The organism is Rivularia sp. UHCC 0363 (assembly GCF_034931125.1).
Lineage (GTDB): Bacteria > Cyanobacteriota > Cyanobacteriia > Cyanobacteriales > Nostocaceae > Rivularia.
Genome location: NZ_JAYGHM010000064.1, coordinates 1 through 19,449 on the forward strand (window position 1 = coordinate 1; position 19,449 = coordinate 19,449).

8 protein-coding genes and 1 pseudogene are annotated in these 19,449 nt (G+C 42.1%); 1 reads left to right on the forward strand and 8 read right to left on the reverse strand.

Annotated elements, in window-relative coordinates:
* Together VB797_RS27265 and VB797_RS27270 are read right to left on the reverse strand one after the other, a co-directional pair.
* Window positions 1–231: pseudogene (locus VB797_RS27265) on the reverse strand (RNA-guided endonuclease TnpB family protein); the annotation flags it as partial.
* A 331-nt stretch (window positions 232–562) separates the two neighbouring features.
* A complete protein-coding gene (locus tag VB797_RS27270) occupies window positions 563–1,048 on the reverse strand; it encodes a hypothetical protein (protein WP_323240904.1) in 486 nt (161 codons plus the stop codon).
* Window positions 1,049–1,213: 165 nt separating this feature from the next.
* On the opposite strand from VB797_RS27270, the gene VB797_RS27275 reads away from it, so the two are divergent.
* Window positions 1,214–3,022, forward strand: coding sequence for a protein kinase domain-containing protein (locus VB797_RS27275; protein WP_323240905.1), 1,809 nt, complete (start codon window positions 1,214–1,216; stop codon window positions 3,020–3,022).
* A gap of 548 nt (window positions 3,023–3,570) precedes the next feature.
* Here the strand turns inward: VB797_RS27275 and VB797_RS27280 are convergent.
* The 6 genes from VB797_RS27280 to VB797_RS27305 all read right to left on the reverse strand — a co-directional run bounded on the left by VB797_RS27280 (window position 3,571) and on the right by VB797_RS27305 (window position 19,024).
* Entirely contained in the window at window positions 3,571–4,161 is a 591-nt protein-coding gene (locus tag VB797_RS27280) for a hypothetical protein (RefSeq protein ID WP_323240906.1), read from the reverse strand.
* A 305-nt stretch (window positions 4,162–4,466) separates the two neighbouring features.
* On the reverse strand, window positions 4,467–9,137 hold the full coding sequence (locus VB797_RS27285; RefSeq protein WP_323240907.1) for an SdrD B-like domain-containing protein: 4,671 nt from the start codon (window positions 9,135–9,137) through the stop codon (window positions 4,467–4,469).
* A 122-nt stretch (window positions 9,138–9,259) separates the two neighbouring features.
* Window positions 9,260–11,566, reverse strand: a complete 2,307-nt coding sequence (locus tag VB797_RS27290; protein WP_323240908.1) for an OmpA family protein — start codon at window positions 11,564–11,566, stop codon at window positions 9,260–9,262.
* Window positions 11,567–11,626: 60 nt separating this feature from the next.
* Complete coding sequence (locus VB797_RS27295) at window positions 11,627–15,523, reverse strand: hypothetical protein (protein ID WP_323240909.1); 3,897 nt, start codon at window positions 15,521–15,523, stop codon at window positions 11,627–11,629.
* Window positions 15,520–16,479 (reverse strand): hypothetical protein, encoded by a 960-nt coding sequence (locus VB797_RS27300; protein WP_323240910.1) that lies wholly within the window; start codon window positions 16,477–16,479, stop codon window positions 15,520–15,522. The genes VB797_RS27295 and VB797_RS27300 overlap by 4 nt, the downstream gene beginning before the upstream one ends.
* A gap of 1,900 nt (window positions 16,480–18,379) precedes the next feature.
* Window positions 18,380–19,024, reverse strand: a complete 645-nt coding sequence (locus VB797_RS27305) for a heterocyst differentiation related protein (RefSeq protein ID WP_323240911.1) — start codon at window positions 19,022–19,024, stop codon at window positions 18,380–18,382.
* Window positions 19,025–19,449 lie beyond the last annotated feature (425 nt).

The following is a 19,449-nucleotide window of genomic DNA, read 5'->3' on the forward strand; positions in this document are numbered from 1 at the left end:
TCTTTCAGCACTGGCTTGACGAGCCATTGAGTTTAATTTAGATGCCCAAGGGAACTCGGTGTCTTCTGCAAGTACAGCACAAAACTTACTAAGGTCGTACCGACCAATACCTTTGTTATCCATCCAGTATCTCAAACAAGCATTGCGAACAAAACGAGCAGTCCTAATCGCTTCATCAAGCAATTGATACTGTTCGTTGCATCCTTCAAGTTTTGCTTCAAATACCAGCATGATTACGTCAGTTACACTAATATAATGATATCATGTTTTAAGGAAAAAAGCCGTCCTATAAGGACGGGGCTTTGTGCGATTCGTTGTTTAGTGAATCACGGTATTCAGCCCGTACATAACTAAGCCAGTGAAACTTAACCGAGCGTTAAGCACTGAACTCTCAGATTGATGTAGGTGAAAGCCCTACCCGCAAGATTCATGCGTGAATCCCTATCTGCCCACACCGAACCGATATTCATGCATTATTTATTTTTTTTAACGTCTTTTACATCTTTTTTATACTTGTTTCGTTTTATCACTTTGAAAACTTATCCCCTTGTCTCCCAACTCCCTAATTTGGTAAACTAGCAAACATCTCCTCAACAACTCGCTTTGCTTTGATATCTAAGAAATTCCATTCCACATCACCGGATTCATCGAGTAAAATAGTATCAATATCAACTGTGATATTACTAGGGGTGTATTCAACAAAACATACTTGATAACATAACTCCCATAAATCCACATTTACTTGCTGCTCTTGACGCTGCAAGCACAAATGATATCCTGGATGGGGCGTTGGCAATTTTGTCAATGTTTCTCTAATTTGCTCGGCTTGTTCGGGTGTTGCAGTTTCGAGTTCTTGCACCAATTGAGTGACCATAGCTTTAGTTTCCTCACTTGTGCCAGCAGCCCAAATCAGTACGTCATGATAAGTTGCTTTCCAGGAAGATTGTTCAAATAGCTTGCGAACGTTATCTACAACGCGAATAAATGCTGGTTGCATAAGTAGTTCAGCCTGTTGCCATGCTACTGAGTTTGTTATTTTAGGTGGCATTGTTAGTAAACAAAAATGTTGAAATCAAGATTAACAATGTGTATCTATAGAATACTGTGCTGAATAGCAAGAATCTTCTTTGTGATAAAGCGGATATCGTCGCAGTATGGATGGAGATATTTAGTACGTCCCGTAATTGTTGGTGTTAACACTAGGGAGTGAAATATGATAGGCAAGCTACTAGACACTCGTTACCAAATTGTTAAAATTCTCGCAACGGGTGGGTTTGGAGAAAATTATATTGCTCGGGATACCAAAAGACCCGGTAATCCGATCTGTGTTGTCAAGCATCTCAAACCTACCAGCACTGAATCGAAAGTGTTTGACACTGCGAAACGTTTGTTTCAAAGTGAAGCCGAAACTTTAGAAAATCTGGGGAATCACGACCAAATACCCAGATTACTAGCTTATTTTGATGAAAATCACGAATTTTTTTTAGTACAAGAATTTATTGAAGGACATCCTCTAACCGATGAATTACATGGGGAACGTTGGAATGAAAGTCAAGTCATTCAAATGCTGATTTCCATTCTTTCGATTTTAGAGTTTGTTCACAGCCAAGGTGTAATTCACCGCGATATTAAACCTGATAATATCATTCGTCGTTACAGTGACGGCAGTTTAGTTTTGGTTGATTTCGGTGCGGTCAAAAAATTACGCGCTTCATATGGTTTGGGTTTGCTCGAAGGCATCGAAAATCCTTCTGCTACAGTAGCAATTGGTACTCCCGGCTATATGCCTACAGAACAAGGACAAGGTAGACCCCGGCACAATAGCGATATTTATTCCTTGGGAATAATTGCAATTCAGGCACTGACGGGGGTTGCACCAATGGATTTACAGGAAGACCCGCAAACGGGAGAATTAATCTGGGAACATTTGGTACCGATAAGCCGCGAATTAGAAGATGTTTTGAGTCGGATGGTACGCTATCACTTTAAAGAGCGCTACCAAAGTGCGACTGAAGCGCTGCAAGCAATAAATTCATTTGCCAGCGATTTATCACCCCAACAATATCCTCAACTGCGGAATCAATCTTTTAGGGAGCATTCTCGGATCGCGACTATTGCTGTTGCGCCGAGTTATCCTCGTCAACCAGTAGAAGTTCCTCCGCAGGTTCCTCGCGGTTCTAAAGGTCCCGACTTTTTACAAATATTAATTTTATTAGGTTTAGCTGGTGGTGCTGCTTTCGCTACTCCGGCTGTAGTAAATAATGTAAATAACTTTGCAAACAATTTTACTAGTGCGAATGCAAACTGCTCGGTAATCGTTGCGGCTAATTCTAATATTCGTTCCGAACCTAGTGCTTTAACTAATAATAATATTATCAAAAATGTATCTAAAGACACTCAGTTCGGAGTTACAGGTAAACGGACAAAAAGGGGTTGGGTAGAACTGCAAAATAATTCCGAAAGTTCTGCTTGGGCGCACTCCGATGTGATTAAAAATGGGGAACAATGGGTTACTTGTCTGCGAGACAAAAACATTGCGGTTAAAACAGTTGACGAAAGCGGATTGATTGCTACTCCGGTAGCACCTTCAGAGCCAATAATTGAGTATGAAAGACCAACTCAAAACGCCGCACGAGATGATAAAGCCGTCGAACAAGCCAGAGAAAAATACGAATCCGGAGATTTAAAAGGTGCGATCGCCATTCTCAGATCTCTAACTCCTAATGAAAAGAATATCAAAGAAGCAGGGGAAATGATTAACCAATGGCAGAAAGATTGGACTAAAGCTGAGGGTTTTTTCAACGATGTTAATACAGCTATTTCTGAAGGAAAATGGGATAAAGTCCAGGATTATCAAAATAATCCGCAAAAGTTGCCAGATATTGATTATTGGCGCAAAAAAGTTGACCCTTTACTTCAGCAAGCGGCTGAAAATACCAAAGAAAGTCTTTCTCAATTAAAAGCAGAGGAAACACAAAAAGTCGAGGAAGCACAGAAAAATCAGCAGAATAAAATTAGATAAAAATCTATTTATAAGGGAGTAGGAAAATGTTGTATAGCAATCCGAATTGATATATGAGGAAATACATAGATTATACGTTAAGATTACAAGTTGAATTTGATTCAGCCCTGGCGACTGGAAGTCGCACGTTGCTACAAGTCGGGGAACCCGCCCAACGCAGTGGCTTGGCTACACAGGCAAAACCCCTCCGGGTTCACTAGTTTGGCGGGACGGAAACCGACACCGCCAACTAGATTCACCGCCTGCGCGGGTTATTTTCTATTTCAGAAAGTCCATGCCGATGGACTTTGTTTGTATAGTAACGGTTTTAACTGCCAGCTTATTTATAAATTTCTTACGAATCATTTAGGATTGCTATAGATAATCCAAAATCTAAAATCTAAAATCTTATAGGGAATAGGGGAATGTACCTCATCTCTTTGCAAACAGTTGTAGATAATCCAAAATCCATTGACGCGCAAGCGTCTTCTCGTAGAGTAATCCAAAATCTAAAATCCAAAATCTAAAATATGGGTAATGGTTAATTATTTTTCCATTACCCACACCTATTATTTATTCGTAGGGGATTCTAGAATCTGTTCTTGTGCGGCAGGTTTTATGTTTACAATTGGGGGCTTCTGCTGTAAGTCAGCATCGTAAAAGTAAACGCGACTGCAATATTGAGTAGAACTAGAACAAGTTGCTTCGATCGCAACGTTACTCACATTGTTAACATTCAGAGATAAATTAGCTACTTGGGTTGGTCTAACGGTAATAGTTTGAGTTGGTTGTCCGTCGAGATAAAATTTAACTCCAATGCTAGGACTATTTACGTTATTATCGCGCATTCCAAAACCCAAATTTAAGGTTTGAAATACATTTTGGGGACGATTATCCGGCTTAATTTTACAAGTTAGAGCAGCCGAACGATACCCAGGACTTAAATAAAATTTACTGTTGTAAACTGCTTTACCAATGGAAACATCGAGTTTTTCCATACGGACGCTACCAATTCCACTTGTAACGCAATTTGCTTTAAGTAAAGAAATCGGACGCATTTGTTTTTGCTTTTGAGCAGTGGCTTCACCCAAAGGAAACAGAGCGGGTAAGATTACCGCAATTGGTAAAATAACTGAACTGATTAATTTATTTTTTTTCATCGATCAAACATTCAAAAATTAATTTCAATCAAACAAAGCGAAAGTCCAAATAATAATACCTAATCACTCGAACTTTTTTTGTATTCGGGAATTGGGAATTGGGAATTGGGAAGTAGGTCGGCAGAAATAAACAGAACTATGTAACAGAATGTAAATTAGGTCTAAACTCTTACCCCTACTGCCTACTGCCTTGTCCTAATTACAATTTTCAAGGCGAACCTACTTAATTGGGAATTGGGAATTGAAAAAAAGGGACACGGAAACCCGCACCCCCTATCGTTGTTAAGGAAGACTTTTTGTTGAAATTAATTAACCGTGACGCGGAAGCGAACAAATCCAAATTGCCCACCAGCAGGTAAAGTACCCAAATTGGTAAGTACCGCACCATTTGCAGCAGTATCACCAGTACCGCAAATATTTTGGAATTCTGTACTTATGGTTCCTGGTGATGCGACTGGCTGAATTTCACCTGCACCTGCACCAGTTCCTGCACCAGTTACAGAAGCACTATTCGGTACCAAAGTTGTACCGTTAGGAACTAAGTCGCAGACCCTAACATTATTCAAGCTTGTGGCACCTTCGCTGAGGAAGTAGATCGTATATTCCACTTCGTCACCACTCTGTACTTCTACGGGTGTTTGCGAACCAATAATACCTACAGGTGAAGATTGCGGGGAAGCGTCTTGTAATACATTGTCATTTCTATCGCTAGGGTCATCTTCAAACTGGTTAAAGGGAACCCCGCTAACAGGTTGACCTCCTCTTAATACGTTGGTAATCCGTTTGACTAAACGTAAATTTGCAGGTCCCGATGCTGCTCCCACAAGACCGGGACGGAAACCAAAGTCTACGTCGATTGGGTTGGGATTGGCTGCGGTTAACTGAGTTGATAAGGTGGTTGCGGTAGTTGCAGTAAAGTCACTAGGTCTTGCAGATTCTACGGTGTAGTTACCTAAAGGTAAACCGTTGAAAGTGTAGTTACCGTTGTTGTTGGTGCTTGTGGTGGCAAATATGTTACCTCCGGAATCTCTCAAAGTTAATTGAATTCCGGGTATTCCGGGTTCACCTTCTTCGTTTGGTTCTTTGACACCGTTGTTATTAGTATCGGTGTAGTCCTGCACTCCGTTACCGTTTGTGTCGTTGAAAACAGTATCGCCGATGGAACCACCTTCGGGACGACGCAATCCAAAGTCAACGTTGGTTAGGGATTGTCCGGGTTGTAAAGTAGTTTGTATTTGCGAACCACCGGGGTTAGTTACTTCTGGTAAATTCAAAGGAGGAGTTACCGTAACTCTGTAAGGTCCGGGTGGTAACTGGTCAAAGGTGTAAATACCTTGGTCGTTGGTAGTAGTTGTACGGGTGGTATCGTCGGGAGTACCCAGTCGGTTATCGGGTCCGGGAAGAGTTAAGGTCAAGGGAACGTTGGGAACTCCCGGTTCACCTTCATCTCTGACACCGTTACCGTTGCGATCGTTAAAGACTTCATCACCGATCGAACCGGGATTACCACCTGTAAATGCGGTCATTCTGATCCCAAAATCAGCGCTAGTTAAATTTTGATTTGGCTGTAGATTTATTGAAAACGGATTAGTCCCACTTGTGAGAATGCTACCGTCAGGAAGCGCCAGTTGTACTTGATATCTTCCTGGTGGAAGATTGTCAAAGGTGTATCTACCCGGAGTATTTGCGTTGAAAGCAACAGTAGTAGTGTTATCAGTGTTTTGCTCGGTTATTTGGTCGTCGGTAGTACCGAAAACACCATCTTGTCCGGGACGAATTAATTTAATCGTAGCACCGCTAACTCCCGGCTCTCCTTGGTCTTGAATCCCGTTACCGTTTACGTCAGCAAATACGGTATCTCCAATGGAACCTTGTGTGGGTGGTTGGAAACCAAAGTCAACTGTATCGATATTTTGACCGGCTTGTAAGGTAACTGGGTTAGGTTGTGTCAGTGTTGGTGTCAAACCTTGAGGAGGATTGCTAACTGCAACGGTGTAAGTACCCGGAGGTGCGACAAAGCTATAGGAACCGTCTTCTCTAGTGTTCGTGGTTGCAACTACGTTATTACTACCGTCTCTAAGAATCAAGGTCAGTCCCGGAATTCCGCTTTCGTCAGCGTTGGGAGTGCGATCGCCATTATTGTCGTAAAAAACAAAGTCTCCAATTGTTCCAACTGAGGACGGTGAGAAACCAAAGTCAGCGATATCGAAGTTTTGACCCGGTTGTAAAGCAATCGGATTTTGTGGGGCTTGGGTCGGACTTAAACCTTCGGGAGGAGTATTTACTGTAACTGTGTAGTTACCAGTGGGTATGTTGGGGAAACTATATCTACCGTTAGCATCTGTGGTGGTAGTTAGATTCTCAGCACCCGGACGAGTTAAAGTGACTACAACGTTGGGGATTCCTGGTTCACCTTGGTTTTGAGTTCCGTCGCTGTTGTTATCCCGATAAACGGTATCGCCGATTGTACCAGTTGACTGGGTATAGCCAAAATCAGCATCCTCAAAATTTTGACCCGCACTTAGATCGATCAATCCAGTAGGAGTTTGAGTTTGTCTCAGTCCGCGAATTGGCTGCTGAGATTGGTCGTTGATAGTAACTCTGTAAATTCCTGCTGGTAAATTAGGGAACGTGTAGCGACCATTTGCATCGGTTCTAGTTCTACCACTGGTATCGTCATCTTCAAGAGTATCTCCAAACACGCGATCGGGACCCGTACCGGCATAGTTAACAATTACACCAGCTATTCCGGGTTCACCTGGGTCTTGTTGATTGTTACCGTTAATATCGTTGTAAACGGTATCCCCAATGGTACCTGTTCCTTGACTTTGCTGACCTGCAAAACCAAAGTCAATTGTATTAATAGTTTGACCAGATTGGAGATTAATTGTATCCGGTTGAGTTTGAGTCGCAGTTAAACCGTTGGGTGTGGTGGTTGTAACTCTGTAGTTACCCGCAGGTAAATTAGGGAAACTATAATTACCGCTTTGGTTGGTAGTGGTGGTTTGCGGGGGACTATCGTCAAGAGTATCAAATTGGCCGTCGGAGCCGGGATTAGTTAAAGTAACTGTTACCCCAGGGATACCAGTTTCACCTGGATCTTGTTGGTTGTTACTATTAGTATCGTTGTAAACCGTATCACCGAGAGAACCCGTACCAGCTTGTTGTGGTGCAAAACCGAAATCAACGGTATCTAAATTTTGATTGGCTGCTAAAGTAACCGGATTCGGTTGAGTTTGAGTTGCAGTTAAACCGTTGGGTGTAGTAGTTCTAACTCGATAGTTACCCGCAGCTAAATTAGGGAAACTATAATTACCATTTTGGTCGGTGATTATAGTTCGCGTGGTAGAGTTTGGTGTACCGAATTGACCATTTTGATCTGGAATATCTAAAGTTACCGTCACTCCAGGGATACCAGTCTCACCTGCATCTTGAGTGTTATTACGGTTGGTGTCGTTGTAAACTGTATCGCCAATACTACCTTGTCCCTGACCCAATTGTCCCGGTACAAAACCAAAGTCAACTGTATTGATATTTTGACCGGATGTTAAGGCGATGGTATTCGGTTGGGTTTGAGTGGCAGTATCTCCTTCTCTGGGACTCGTTGCGGTCACTCTGTAATTACCCGCAGGTAAATTAGTAAAGCTATAAGTACCGGTGGCGTTGGTAGTGGTAGTTTGGGTTCTATCGTCGTCATCTGTGTCGAATTGACCATCAGCACCGGGACGAATTAAGGTAACTGTAGCCCCTTCAAGACCAGCTTCGCCTTCATCTTGAACGTTGTTGCGATTTCTATCTGTATAAACTGTATCGCCAATACTACCTACAGTGGACGGTGAATAACCAAAATCAGCATCTAGGAAACTTCCACCTGCTTCTAAAACGATGGTTTGCGGTGGTGTTTGGGTAGCAGTTAAACCATTGGGAGGATTATCGACAATGACTCGGTAATTACCCGCAGGTAAGTTAGGAAAACTGTATCTACCATTTGCATCGGTAGTGGTGGTTTGCGGGGGACTATCGTCAGGAGTACCAAATTGACCATCGGAACCCGCACCTGTCAAAGTCAGGTTAGTTCCAGCAATTCCCTCTTCACCTGGATTTTGAGTTCTGTCACCATTGGTATCTCGATAAACCGTATCGCCAATTGTACCTACATTAGGAACAGGCGCACAGATAGTAAATGGTGATAAACCGATAGTTTGGTCTTGTCCCGGTGAACCATATTCTGTTCCGGCTCGGTAAACAAGACGGATTTGGTCTACAGCACCCCCTGGTGTTATGGAAACGTTACCTTGAGGTTCACTAGGAAGTGAATTTTCCACGATACCCAAAGCACTATTCCCGGAAATTCTAGTGAATTGACCCAATGCTTGCAAGGTAACGGGAACGTTGGAATTACTACTCGATGCAGTGACAGTAACTACATCTTGGAAAATTCGACCATTATCTCGTGCGCCATTGCGGTCAACGTCTAATAAGGTTAAAGGCGATGCTAAGGTAACTGGTTGGGCAAAGGTAATAGTAAGAGTCGCGCTACCCCTTGGTAGATTACCAGTTTCGGGAGGTTTACCCGGACCAATATTTAAACGTAAATCGTTTCCTGGAATGCCACCGTAGGTATCATTACTAACTCTCGATTCGGTTTGATCGATAACTTGACCGGGGAATTCTTCGGTCAAATTAAAGATGGTGCGGATACCGCCAATATTATATTCTTGTGTTAAATCTGACAGGTTATCGCTAGTGCGTAACTGTAACGTTTCTGGTGCCGTACCCGCAGGACAACTTCCTGGAGTTTGCGCGATCGCCTTGGACGATCCAAATATAGGTACTTGAGGTACACCTAATAATACCGCTAATAAGGTAGTGGATAGAAACGGTCCAGAAATATTTTTATGAGGAGGTGTATGATTAGCCACCGTACCGGGTTCCTCCTGAGTAATTGCCGATAAATGCTTAAATAAAGCTTTCATTTTTTGCTTCCTAAACAACGAAAACTAAAGAATTGGGCAATGGGTATTGGACATCGGGATAAGAAGATAAGGGGAAAATTAAACTCCTAACTCCTCACTCCTAACTCCTAACTCCTAATTGATTACCTTCTTCTTTCAATTTGCAAATCTTGCTCTTGGTCTTCAACAATCAGGTCTATACCCCTGACATCCTTAAAGATGATTTCAGTACGTCGATCGCGGGCGTAATCGACAATATCCGTACTACCGGGAACTTTGAGTTGAGATTCACCAAATGAACGTATGGTCATTCTTTCTGGGGCAATTCCCTTCTGCAATAAATAATTCCTTGTAGATAGCGCTCTTCGTTTACCTAATGCTTGGTTGTAAGCATCGCTAGCGCGGGGGTCGGTATGACCTTGCAGTTCGATGACGATGAACGGATATTGTTTGAGTACTTCCGCTACTTTGTCTAGTACTTGAGCGCTTTCGTCACTAATGAAAGATTTATCTAAGGCAAAGTGGACGTTGCGCGGTACTTGAATTCGGATCGGTTCCGGTGGCGCTTCTGGTGGTATTGGTGGTTGTGGTGGTGGTTCTGGTGGCGGTGGTGGTGTCGGTTTAGATACGCACTGGGGGGGGTTGATCCGGTCTACCTTGGGCTGTACGTTAACGTTGGGGATAGTCCCCTCAACACCAATCATCGTTGCTACTGCTGGTTCCGATGTTCCATATTTGGGGTCGGTCGCGATCGCACTTATCACATCCCCACTTTGCACGTTTTCTAGTTGCGCGGTAAATTTACCGTCTTCCCCCGCAGAAACTATAGTCAGGGGTTCCGTTAATGCGCCAAATCCTGGTTGATATATGGCTTCTTTTCCCCGCTGATAGTCACCTAACCGATAAATTGTAATTTCACTACCTTTATCTGCTTTACCCGTCACCGTGGCACTACTACCGCTGGTTGCAAAGGCTTTTTCGGCAAATTCGGGAGCGTTAATGGCGGCGTTTCCGGTTTCTTTACGACGATTACTAGAATCGCGTCTGGGGTTTGGGCCATCTCCGCGCTGAAAGTCAATTACCCCCAGGTTCCCTTGGCTGTTGAGGTCAATGCTCAATCCTTCTAAAGCCGCGAATTTATTGTTACGTATCTCATTACGTATCGCTACTTCTCTTTTGCCAATATCGTTTCGAGGAAATGCCGTAACTACTACCCCAGGTCCGGCTTGATGGTCAATTTCGTTACCTATTACCTGGTGGTCGCTGCCCATAACGAAAACCGCCGCTCGTCGCAGTCTTCTGCCGTTATAAGTAATTTTATTATTCTGTACGAGTATCTTGCCTTGAGGTTTAAATAAATACACCCCTGCGCCATCATTAGCACAAATTAAATTACCCAGAATTTGGGAATTATCCACTACTCCTTCAAACCGCAAAGCATCGGGCATTCCATCAATACCGTTACCAATAATGATGTTTTGCTCTACCTTAGTATTTTCCGCTCTTACTGAAGTAATAATTGCACTTCCAGCATGGTAGGAAATCCGATTTTTGCGAATTGTCGCACCTTGACTGTTAAATAGATAAACCCCAAAAGCGGAAATTTTTTCCGGCATTCTTTCGTCAGTGGTTATTCCCAACCAGTTATTTTCAATAACAATATTTTTCGGGGGTACATCTCTTTCCCGAAACGGAAAGTTACTCGCTGGAGGTTTCTGCTGACTGATATCGGGAGGGGGTAAGCGGTGAGCAATGACAATATCTCCCGGTGGAGTTGTCAAAGTTGCAGGTTCGGGTTTACCGTCGTAAATCAACGCGCTTCCCAACTGTTGCTTGATGGGTTCGGCATTGAAACCGTACATATTCAAGCCGCGAATGGTAATATTATCCGCGACTACCGTTAAACCACGAAATACCTCTTGTCCTGTAGCGGGTTTTATTGTCACCAGAGGAACGGGAATCGCAATTTCCGCAGTTGCGGAAGTATTAGGGTCATATCCCGGTTGCGTAGTTCCATCAATTGTTAAACCTGGTGCAGCTAAATCGGGTAGCACCGTTTGCAACTCGATGGTTGTTGCACCACTTGGTAGATTAAACTCAATGCTGCTTCCACCGCTTGCGGGAGTAACTTGAACTTGTTCCGCACTGCTGAGTTGCTGGGGGGTTAAAGTTCCGTTGACAACTTCAATCGCTTCGCGCAAAGTTAATTGAGCATCAGCCGCGATCGCACCATCTAAGTTGCTATTTACCACCACTCTTACAGGAGTGGGGGAAGGGGGAGTTTGTGCAAATGCTGCGGGTGAGACTCCGTTGAAGGGAGTAGCTAACCCGAAGGGGAGAAAAAATATTGAAGTTGGGACGCAAAATATTTTTTTGTTAAGTAAAAGCGAAAAATTCACCTTATTACTTTGACCTATAACCTTTGACCTTTTTGATCTTTTTTTTGACATTGCTCACATCCTGTGACACCACATTTAAGTAATTCGTAATTCGTAATTCGTAATTCGTAATTACTTTTTCAGGTTATTTATCAATTTGGTTTGAGAAGATTTGGTATTGGAAATTTGGGATTGTTCTACTCCCTGTTCCCCTTTCAAACGATTAACTAGTTGACTCGATTGATTTTTTTTCAAACGTTCGGTTAACTTGGTGCTGGGTTTCCCGGATTGAGAACCGTTTCTTACCAAAGGTGAAACTTCCGATTCCTGTTCCTGCTTTGGTACTGGTTTTTGCAATCCAAATCCGCCAAACAATTCGTTAAGCTTCAAGCTGACATTGAGATACAGTCCACCTTCCGAGCGATATCCGGTAAAGTCGCGATCGTCTACGCTACCAAATGCATAACCTACTCCCAAACGTAAATCGGGGGTCAAGTAATATCCACCTTCTACCGCAATTCCAAATTCGTCGAAGTCCGGATTATTATTGGAACTTTGACCAATCCAACGTCCTTCTACTGCTAAGTCGGTACGGTAGCCTAATTTATAGGTCGCTCGTGCTTGGGCTAAATTTACCGTTCCGTCGTAACGTTCCCGGTCAAAATAAGTTACACCGTTACGCAGCGCGTATTTACCGTAAAATTCCCATCTCCAAGAAGGTGCATAGATTCCTTCTGCTGAAAATACGTGTCCAGTTGCTGTGGAATTTCCCGTAAACTGATTTTCGGGTATGGAATCAAAGTTTTGTCGCCATTCGTATTTGAGCAAGCCGTTAAATTTATCGTTGGTCGGGTCGCGATAAGCTAAACCAATTTTGAGGTTAGCAGTATCTCCCAATTCTTCAAATCTCACTCCTTGGGTTTCTCCCAAGTTATTGATAGTGGAAGGTAAAAATACGTTGGCTTCACCCGCTTGTTGATAGCGTGCTAATGCCGTTAATGCTGGTGAAATTTTACCCGCTGCGCCCAAAGAAATAAAGGTGGTGTTCCCTTCCTCTCCATCGCGCAATTCAAAGCGTCCGCTGGCTTTAAAGTCTGGGTTATCGGTATATTCCAAGCCGACGCTGTACACGGAGCCGGAAAATAAGCCCAAAGAAGCTGACGTTTGCCCCACTGCGTAATATTGCGGTATTTTGTCCCCCGCAGCAGTAGCATTAAAAATATTCTTGAATACATATTGATAACCCAAGCTCAACCGTAATCCTGGCGCGATCGCCATTCCGTGATTAACTCCCAAGGCACCTTGTCCCTGCAAGCCGTTAAAGCCCGATAATACCGAATACCGTCCGTTAAAGGTGGTATCTTTGGCTAAATTGTAGTCAAGTAGAGTATCTAAAGTAGTTAGAGAATTTCCAGGTAATAAGCTGGTATCGTCGTAAAATTGATGCGCCAGCCTAAAGGTAACTCCATCAAATGCCTGCCAGTCCAAACCCAAGGTTGTGCGGTTAGGATAAAGTGGGTCGGAACCGCTCAAATTAACTTCGTTCTGCGCTTGAAAGGTCAAAGATTGACTCAAAGGCACTTTTAACCGCGAAACAATTTGCTCGGCATCGCCGCTCAAAGCATTATTGATTCGATCTTCTCGCGAACGATTCACATATTCGAGGCTGACATCAGCAAAGCCAAATTTTTGTAAAATACCTGCTCGGAAAGTCTTTAATTCGTTATCTAAAGCTTCTCCAGGACGCGCTTGGGGTTGGGGGTTGAATAAGTCAAAGAAGTTTACTAAACCCGTGGCCGCTCGACCAAAGTTTTCTTCGACATCGTAGGATACACCGAGAGTTGTAGTATCACTTAACTTACCCAATAACCCAGCACCGTAACGAGTTTGTCCTGGTGAAAAGCTGAAAGTAGCGTTGTTATTAAAATTCGGCTCTACGGAACGGTAATAAGCATTTAAACCCAAACGTTCGTTTAAGTTACCAATTGCTTCTACTCGATAAGCATTACCTTGTTGATTTTGTCCGCCACCGAGATTGCTTTCGGAACGAGCATATTCACCAAGAATCTTACCCCAGCCGCCGAAGGCAAATTGGAAATCTGCTCCGTATAATTCAAAATCGCGATCGCCTTGGTCTTCTCTTAAATAAGAACCGGCGATAAAAGACTTATTATCTAAATCCTGAGAAATATTAAACTGCGCTCGTCCACCGAAAATATTGGAATTTTCGCCAAACTCCGGCTGATAGGTGACAACAATTTGTCTTTGCAGAGCGGTGCCAAAAGGATTAAGATCTGTTGACAAAATTGGACTAAAGAGCCTAATTGTGCCTCGGTCATAATCTATCTCGTAATCTCGACCGCGATATAACTGCTGTCTTTTAACAACGGTACCCGGACGGTTGATTTCTTGTGCTTCTAAATAAACATTCTCGCTTCCTGGCACCAACAACCGCTTTGATAAAAAGTAATTACCGCTGATTCCTTGAGGTACAAAAGTATCTCGCTGGAAACCTTCGACGTTATTGGCATACAAACCAGTGATCTGCAACGGGCCAAAACTGTAATTACCTTTAAAACCGTGCAGTTGCCGAGAAGTCGCTCCATACAACTGGGAAGGTCGAGCAAATTCCTCAGTGCTGTAATCTCCCCACATGGCGTAATCGGGATCGGCTCCAGGCACCTTAGAACTACGTTCAAAACGGGCGTAAAAGCTATCTATAGAAGGCGTGGTAGGTGTGAAAGTGGAACTATCACCATATACGGGATACTGCTGTTCGCAAAACTGAATCCCGCCAAATAATTGATTTCTACCTTCGCAATCTTGGTTAATTGGTCGCTCGCTATTAAATGCACCAGTAAATAACCATTCTCCGACTTTACCTGTAGCAAACACCTGGGAAGTCAAATCTACCTCAGTCCCACTCGAAGCATCCGGGTTGAGGAAATCTCTACGGCTACCCCAGAAATTCGTACCCCTCGCACCAATCCGCAGATTGACAATACCTGTAACCAAGGAAGGGCGTAAATAGGTGGTGAATTCTACTTGGGTATAGGCTTCTATGGGCTGGTCGATCAGTTCGTTATTAAATAGAGTCGTATCTCTACCGCTTTCTAAGATATTTTCTCCATCAATTGACTGCTCTCTCTGTCTCAGGGTAGATGTGGGCTTTTTAATTTTATTGACAGATGCTCGGATGCGGACAGATTGAGGCTTCAATCCTGATTGCAAAGTGGCGATAAATTCACCATTAATGGCACGCGCTTGAAATCCTGGTGCATCTTTGTCTTGGTCAGAACCGATAAACTTACCAGCGCTACTTGTCAGAGTCACCAGCACATCTTTAGGAATTACTTCTCCTTTTACGTTGACAATCTGCCCTCGGATCTGAATTGTCGAACGTCCGTCAGCCTGTACTACCGGGTCGCCTACGGGCGAAATATCTAGCTGTACCTGACTACGACTTCTCCTCACAGGAATTGAATTTTCTTGTAGGGGATTCGTCGGTTCTGTTTGGGTTTTTTGGTCGTTGGGAGCAGCAGGAACCGATTGCTGTTGCTCCAATAAAGACCCTCCCTGGCGATCAAACAAAGAGTCTGACTGTGAATTGGGACTCGGAGCAACAGGAGTATCTCCTATTTCTGCAAGCTTAATTGACTGTTGAGGTGCAGAAATCTTAGAATCTGAAATTAAATTTTTAAGTGCTTGACCTTTGTCCTCTTTTAATGTATAGACAGGCTGTGATTCAGCAGGTTCAGACAATAAATTCCGATCTTGACCTTTGACCTCTTTTACTGTATCGAGAGCCTCTCTCAATCTAGAACCTATTTCTAATTGAGCCTTTTCATCTGACTCAGCAGCGACGGCACTAGAAGAAATTACACAAAATCCGATAATTACCATAACTGTGGGTAAAATACCCGCGCTACCTAACTTTAATAAAGCAGATAACATCGTATGGGAAAATTGTTTTTGGTGGCGATGGTGATTACCATTGCTCAATCGCACGCGAGATAATTTCTTAATCATTGCTTACCCTCGGAAAATGCAGGCGTAACGCCAAAATTCACCCGCACCATACTTCCAGGCGCTAATTTTACTAAGCGTGACGGGCTATTTGTCTCAATAAAATATTTATTCGGAGCCAGAGAGTAGCCTGGTAAACTAGTCAAATCAAGTGCTGCCGAGCGATAGCCAGAAATCACGTTGGCTAAAGAATACAACCCATTGGCATCGGTAACAATGCGGTTGCCATCATCCATGTAAACCACAGCATTCGGTATTCCCGGTTCGTTTGGCTGTTGCTCGCCGTCAAAGTTTTTATCGACAAACACTCGCCCGATCAAAGTACCGCAATCGGACAAAATTCCCGATCTGATCCGCAATCTGTGGCTGGATGTGTTGCTTTGCAAAGTCCCAGCCCGTGCTTGAGCTAAGTTTATGCCACTACCACGGATGGCATCTGGAGTCAACTCCGCAGCATAATTAACTACCAAGGTTTCTTTTGGTTGTAAAGTTGCTGTGGAACTGATAGTTACTTGTCTTCTTGGTTTAGAATCATCATTAACCGTTTCACCCAAATTCAGCGTTAAATCTACTTCTCTACCGCCGATGGAACCTTTCAAAGTGTTGGATTTAGCAGACAATCGCAATCCTAAAGGCAATCTATCGGTAAAGCCGACATTATTTGCTGGTGAAGAACCGACATTTTCAACCCGTAACGTGTAAATTACTGTATCTCCAGGTTCCGCAGCTGCGCGATCGCCAGTTTTGGTCAACCGCAAATCAGCGGGAGTTGCACTGAGTCTTACCCGATTCGAGTTAACTGTAGTTTGTCCGGGGGGTAAATTATCTGCACCGCCAGTTGCGGTATTATCTATCACCGTTTGGGCGATAGTCGGTATAACTCCGTAAGTAATTACACTTAGGGAACTAACAGTTAAAAAGAGGCTTTTACGCCTTAGCCATGAGATTAAAGATATCATTGGAAGGCATCAATGCAATAAATAGCAAAGTTTTCTAGTGTATAAGCTTTAACTAAAAAGCCATTATTCTCGAACATTCAAATTCTGAGCTAGTAGTCAAGAATTGGATTGCTAAAATCCACTGAGTTATACGCAATATCGAAGAAAATTTTGTTTTTCAACTCTCCTTCCGTGCAAAATGTATATTTTTTTGCAATCAGAGCATATTATCAAGTACTTGTCAAGATTAAAACCAGTCAGGGATAGTTTTAAAATCCGATATTTTAATGTCCTCTAATTAAACAAACTCAACGAATAAACAAGCGGATTAGGGTTTTCGATCTAAAGTCTTTAGCCCCTATTCCCAGATTCCACTAAAAATAGTAGGAAAAATGTTTCTATGCAATCCGTACCAAAAAAAACATTCTTTACTGGCTTTAGCTTGATTTATTTGCGTAAATACACTACAGATAAGAACACAAAATTAGAAGGAGACAGAAATTTACCTATTAGACTGTACTGATGTCAATAGGTAGCTAACCTGGGTACCTGGTTTAAATTGCGACCGTAGTTGTTTATGACTCGGAGATATAACGTGTAACTTTTTTATTAAAGGTATTGCGCCTAAATTTGCGTTAATTGAAATGACAAAAATTTTGTATCAAGGTAGTAATAGTTGCCTTTATCTGAGTAATTTAATATCCGTGGTTTATTTTTGGGGATTAAATAAAAGATATTCATGTTTGTCTCCATAACCTTCACACCACTGTCATGAAATTGCTTAAAGTTGAGTATCCCACGTATGGGTTCTTTTTGAGTCATTAATTGTGTGCAGACAATAATTAAAAGTTTCTGCACTAATCATTTCTTACCGTGTTTCCAATTTTTTAAACACCTGTCGAAATATATATTAAGAAAACCGAACCGAGTATTTACCTATGCTTCACAGAAGCTTTATTTAATCGCCAGCTATATTTCAGGTTCCGATTAATTAGCACCTTAGAGATATCCACTAGACTATATGTTTCCAATTTACAATCTATGGATTACTCAATACCCTACTTTGCCGAATCTTTAATTTCCAGGTCACACTTAAGTAATATTACCCAGAAATTGCTTTTAAGCAATCAGGGATGGTGTATTTATTTATGTGTTTTTTTATTCGCAGTAATTAGTGGGGATAATACTGTTAGTAGTAATACTTATTTGGAATGCATGGAGTAAAAAAAACAATCGGTAATAATCTACAATATTTGATTTATCAGCTTCTTTACAGCACAATACCGATGAAGTGCAGAATTCAAATCAGTTTAAATAGGCAAGCCTATGAGCTAGTGCGGGGAATTTTGTCCAAAGTGTATGTATGTATATCGCACAAATTCTAGAAAAACTTAGTCTATTCTTTGTTCTTAAGATTATTTTTAAAAAAGCAAGCTTGCAACTTGTGTATAATATGTTTTACTTAGTTCGCACCACTATTTATTTTTATACAAAAAATATTTTTTTAAAATAGGATATATTTATACTTAGCTTTAGTGTTTTTATGTAGAAAAACGTGTAATGTATTTATGTAGACAGTTTATGAAGTGTCTACCAAAAGATAAAATTGCTGTGCCTTTTTTGTTTGTTCTTATCTGTTACTACTGAAGATAATATGAATTTAAGAGCTAATAGCATCATAATGTTTATAGAATAAAGCCGCTCCTTTAGGACGGGGCTTTAAACCCAATTTTTCGGTAAAAAAACAAGGGAGATCGACCAGTAGCCCATCTTCCCCCGTTAATAATATCGCGATAATTATTTTTAATTTTTGCAACAAATAGTAAGCAAACTTAACATTAACAATTAGGTAATTTTCTCAAAAGTGCTTGCGCTGTCATCCTACAGATGCAGCGCGATCACTATGCATTTCATCTAATATCTAATAAGTATCGTCGTATTCGGGGGCTTCCATACGTCTTTCCGAACGAGGAGGCAAAAACTCCGCACGACGTACCGGAGGAGATATAGTCTGACCTGAACTGCTGTAAGGATGAATTACCTGTACTGTTCTGGTAGGACGCTGTTTTTGAGAGAATAAAGCTGAAACTCCAGCAACTACAATACCACCACCAACTGTCAACGCCATACCTCCCACAGCCCAAAGTATATTAGAAGTCCACCAAGCTTCTTGGGGCTGTAAGGCAGTTTGTTGCGCCGAATTTTGGTTTTGTTGCGCGTTTAATTGTGATTGGTAGTAAGTTTGTATTTGAGACTGAAACTGTTGAGTTTGATTCTTCAACTGGTCATTTTCTCGCTGAAGGACATCAAGTTGGTTTTTTTGACGTTCTAACTGCGATCGCAACTCCATCGGATCTGAACCTGGAGGAATCTGGTTGGGATAAACTGGTAAGCCAGGATAAGTACCTGGTTGAGCCATATAAGGTTGTGCGACAATGGGAGCTTGTACTTGCGGGGTACCGTTAAAATTCGGCACAGCAACGGAATTACCCGACCCCTTGAGCAGTAAAAGAGCTGCCAACCCAGCTACTGCAACTCCGCCAATAAATGCCATACTTTCACTCATAGCGTTTGCCCCCATAACGCGACAAAATTAAAATCATTGATAATCTATACTCTCTCACACTCATCATTTATACCTTACTCAATTCCACATAATAACGAAAACATAAAACTTAGCACCAGCTATTTTTACTGCTGTCAATAGCCTTATATATTCAAGATCATATCGGTAAAATTGTCTACTACAGGTAGCTGAATCGAACATTGTTGTTATGATTTTTTTATATAGTTTTTTCTTGTTATCAATATTAGTAATCGAGCATATTTACGTTAACTCATCGGCTCGAATCGCTGTTAAAGCTTGTTTAAGCCCTACGCTGACTCGGTTTTGGCACTGAGTTTAAAAAAATATTCGCTAACTTAACACAAAAATACTTGTCTGACAAAGATTATCCACAATCTCAAGTAAAAATACTTATAGAATATCAA

Excerpts from the sequence above, each read along its gene's own strand:
- VB797_RS27275 (WP_323240905.1), top strand. The coding sequence starts at position 1,214 with ATGATAGGCAAGCTACTAGACACTCGTTACCAAATTGTTAAAATTCTC.
- VB797_RS27285 (WP_323240907.1), bottom strand. The coding sequence starts at position 9,137 with ATGAAAGCTTTATTTAAGCATTTATCGGCAATTACTCAGGAGGAACCC.
- VB797_RS27295 (WP_323240909.1), bottom strand. The coding sequence starts at position 15,523 with ATGATTAAGAAATTATCTCGCGTGCGATTGAGCAATGGTAATCACCAT.
- VB797_RS27270 (WP_323240904.1), bottom strand. The coding sequence starts at position 1,048 with ATGCCACCTAAAATAACAAACTCAGTAGCATGGCAACAGGCTGAACTA.
- VB797_RS27300 (WP_323240910.1), bottom strand. The coding sequence starts at position 16,479 with ATGATATCTTTAATCTCATGGCTAAGGCGTAAAAGCCTCTTTTTAACT.
- VB797_RS27305 (WP_323240911.1), bottom strand. The coding sequence starts at position 19,024 with ATGAGTGAAAGTATGGCATTTATTGGCGGAGTTGCAGTAGCTGGGTTG.
- VB797_RS27290 (WP_323240908.1), bottom strand. The coding sequence starts at position 11,566 with ATGTCAAAAAAAAGATCAAAAAGGTCAAAGGTTATAGGTCAAAGTAAT.
- VB797_RS27280 (WP_323240906.1), bottom strand. The coding sequence starts at position 4,161 with ATGAAAAAAAATAAATTAATCAGTTCAGTTATTTTACCAATTGCGGTA.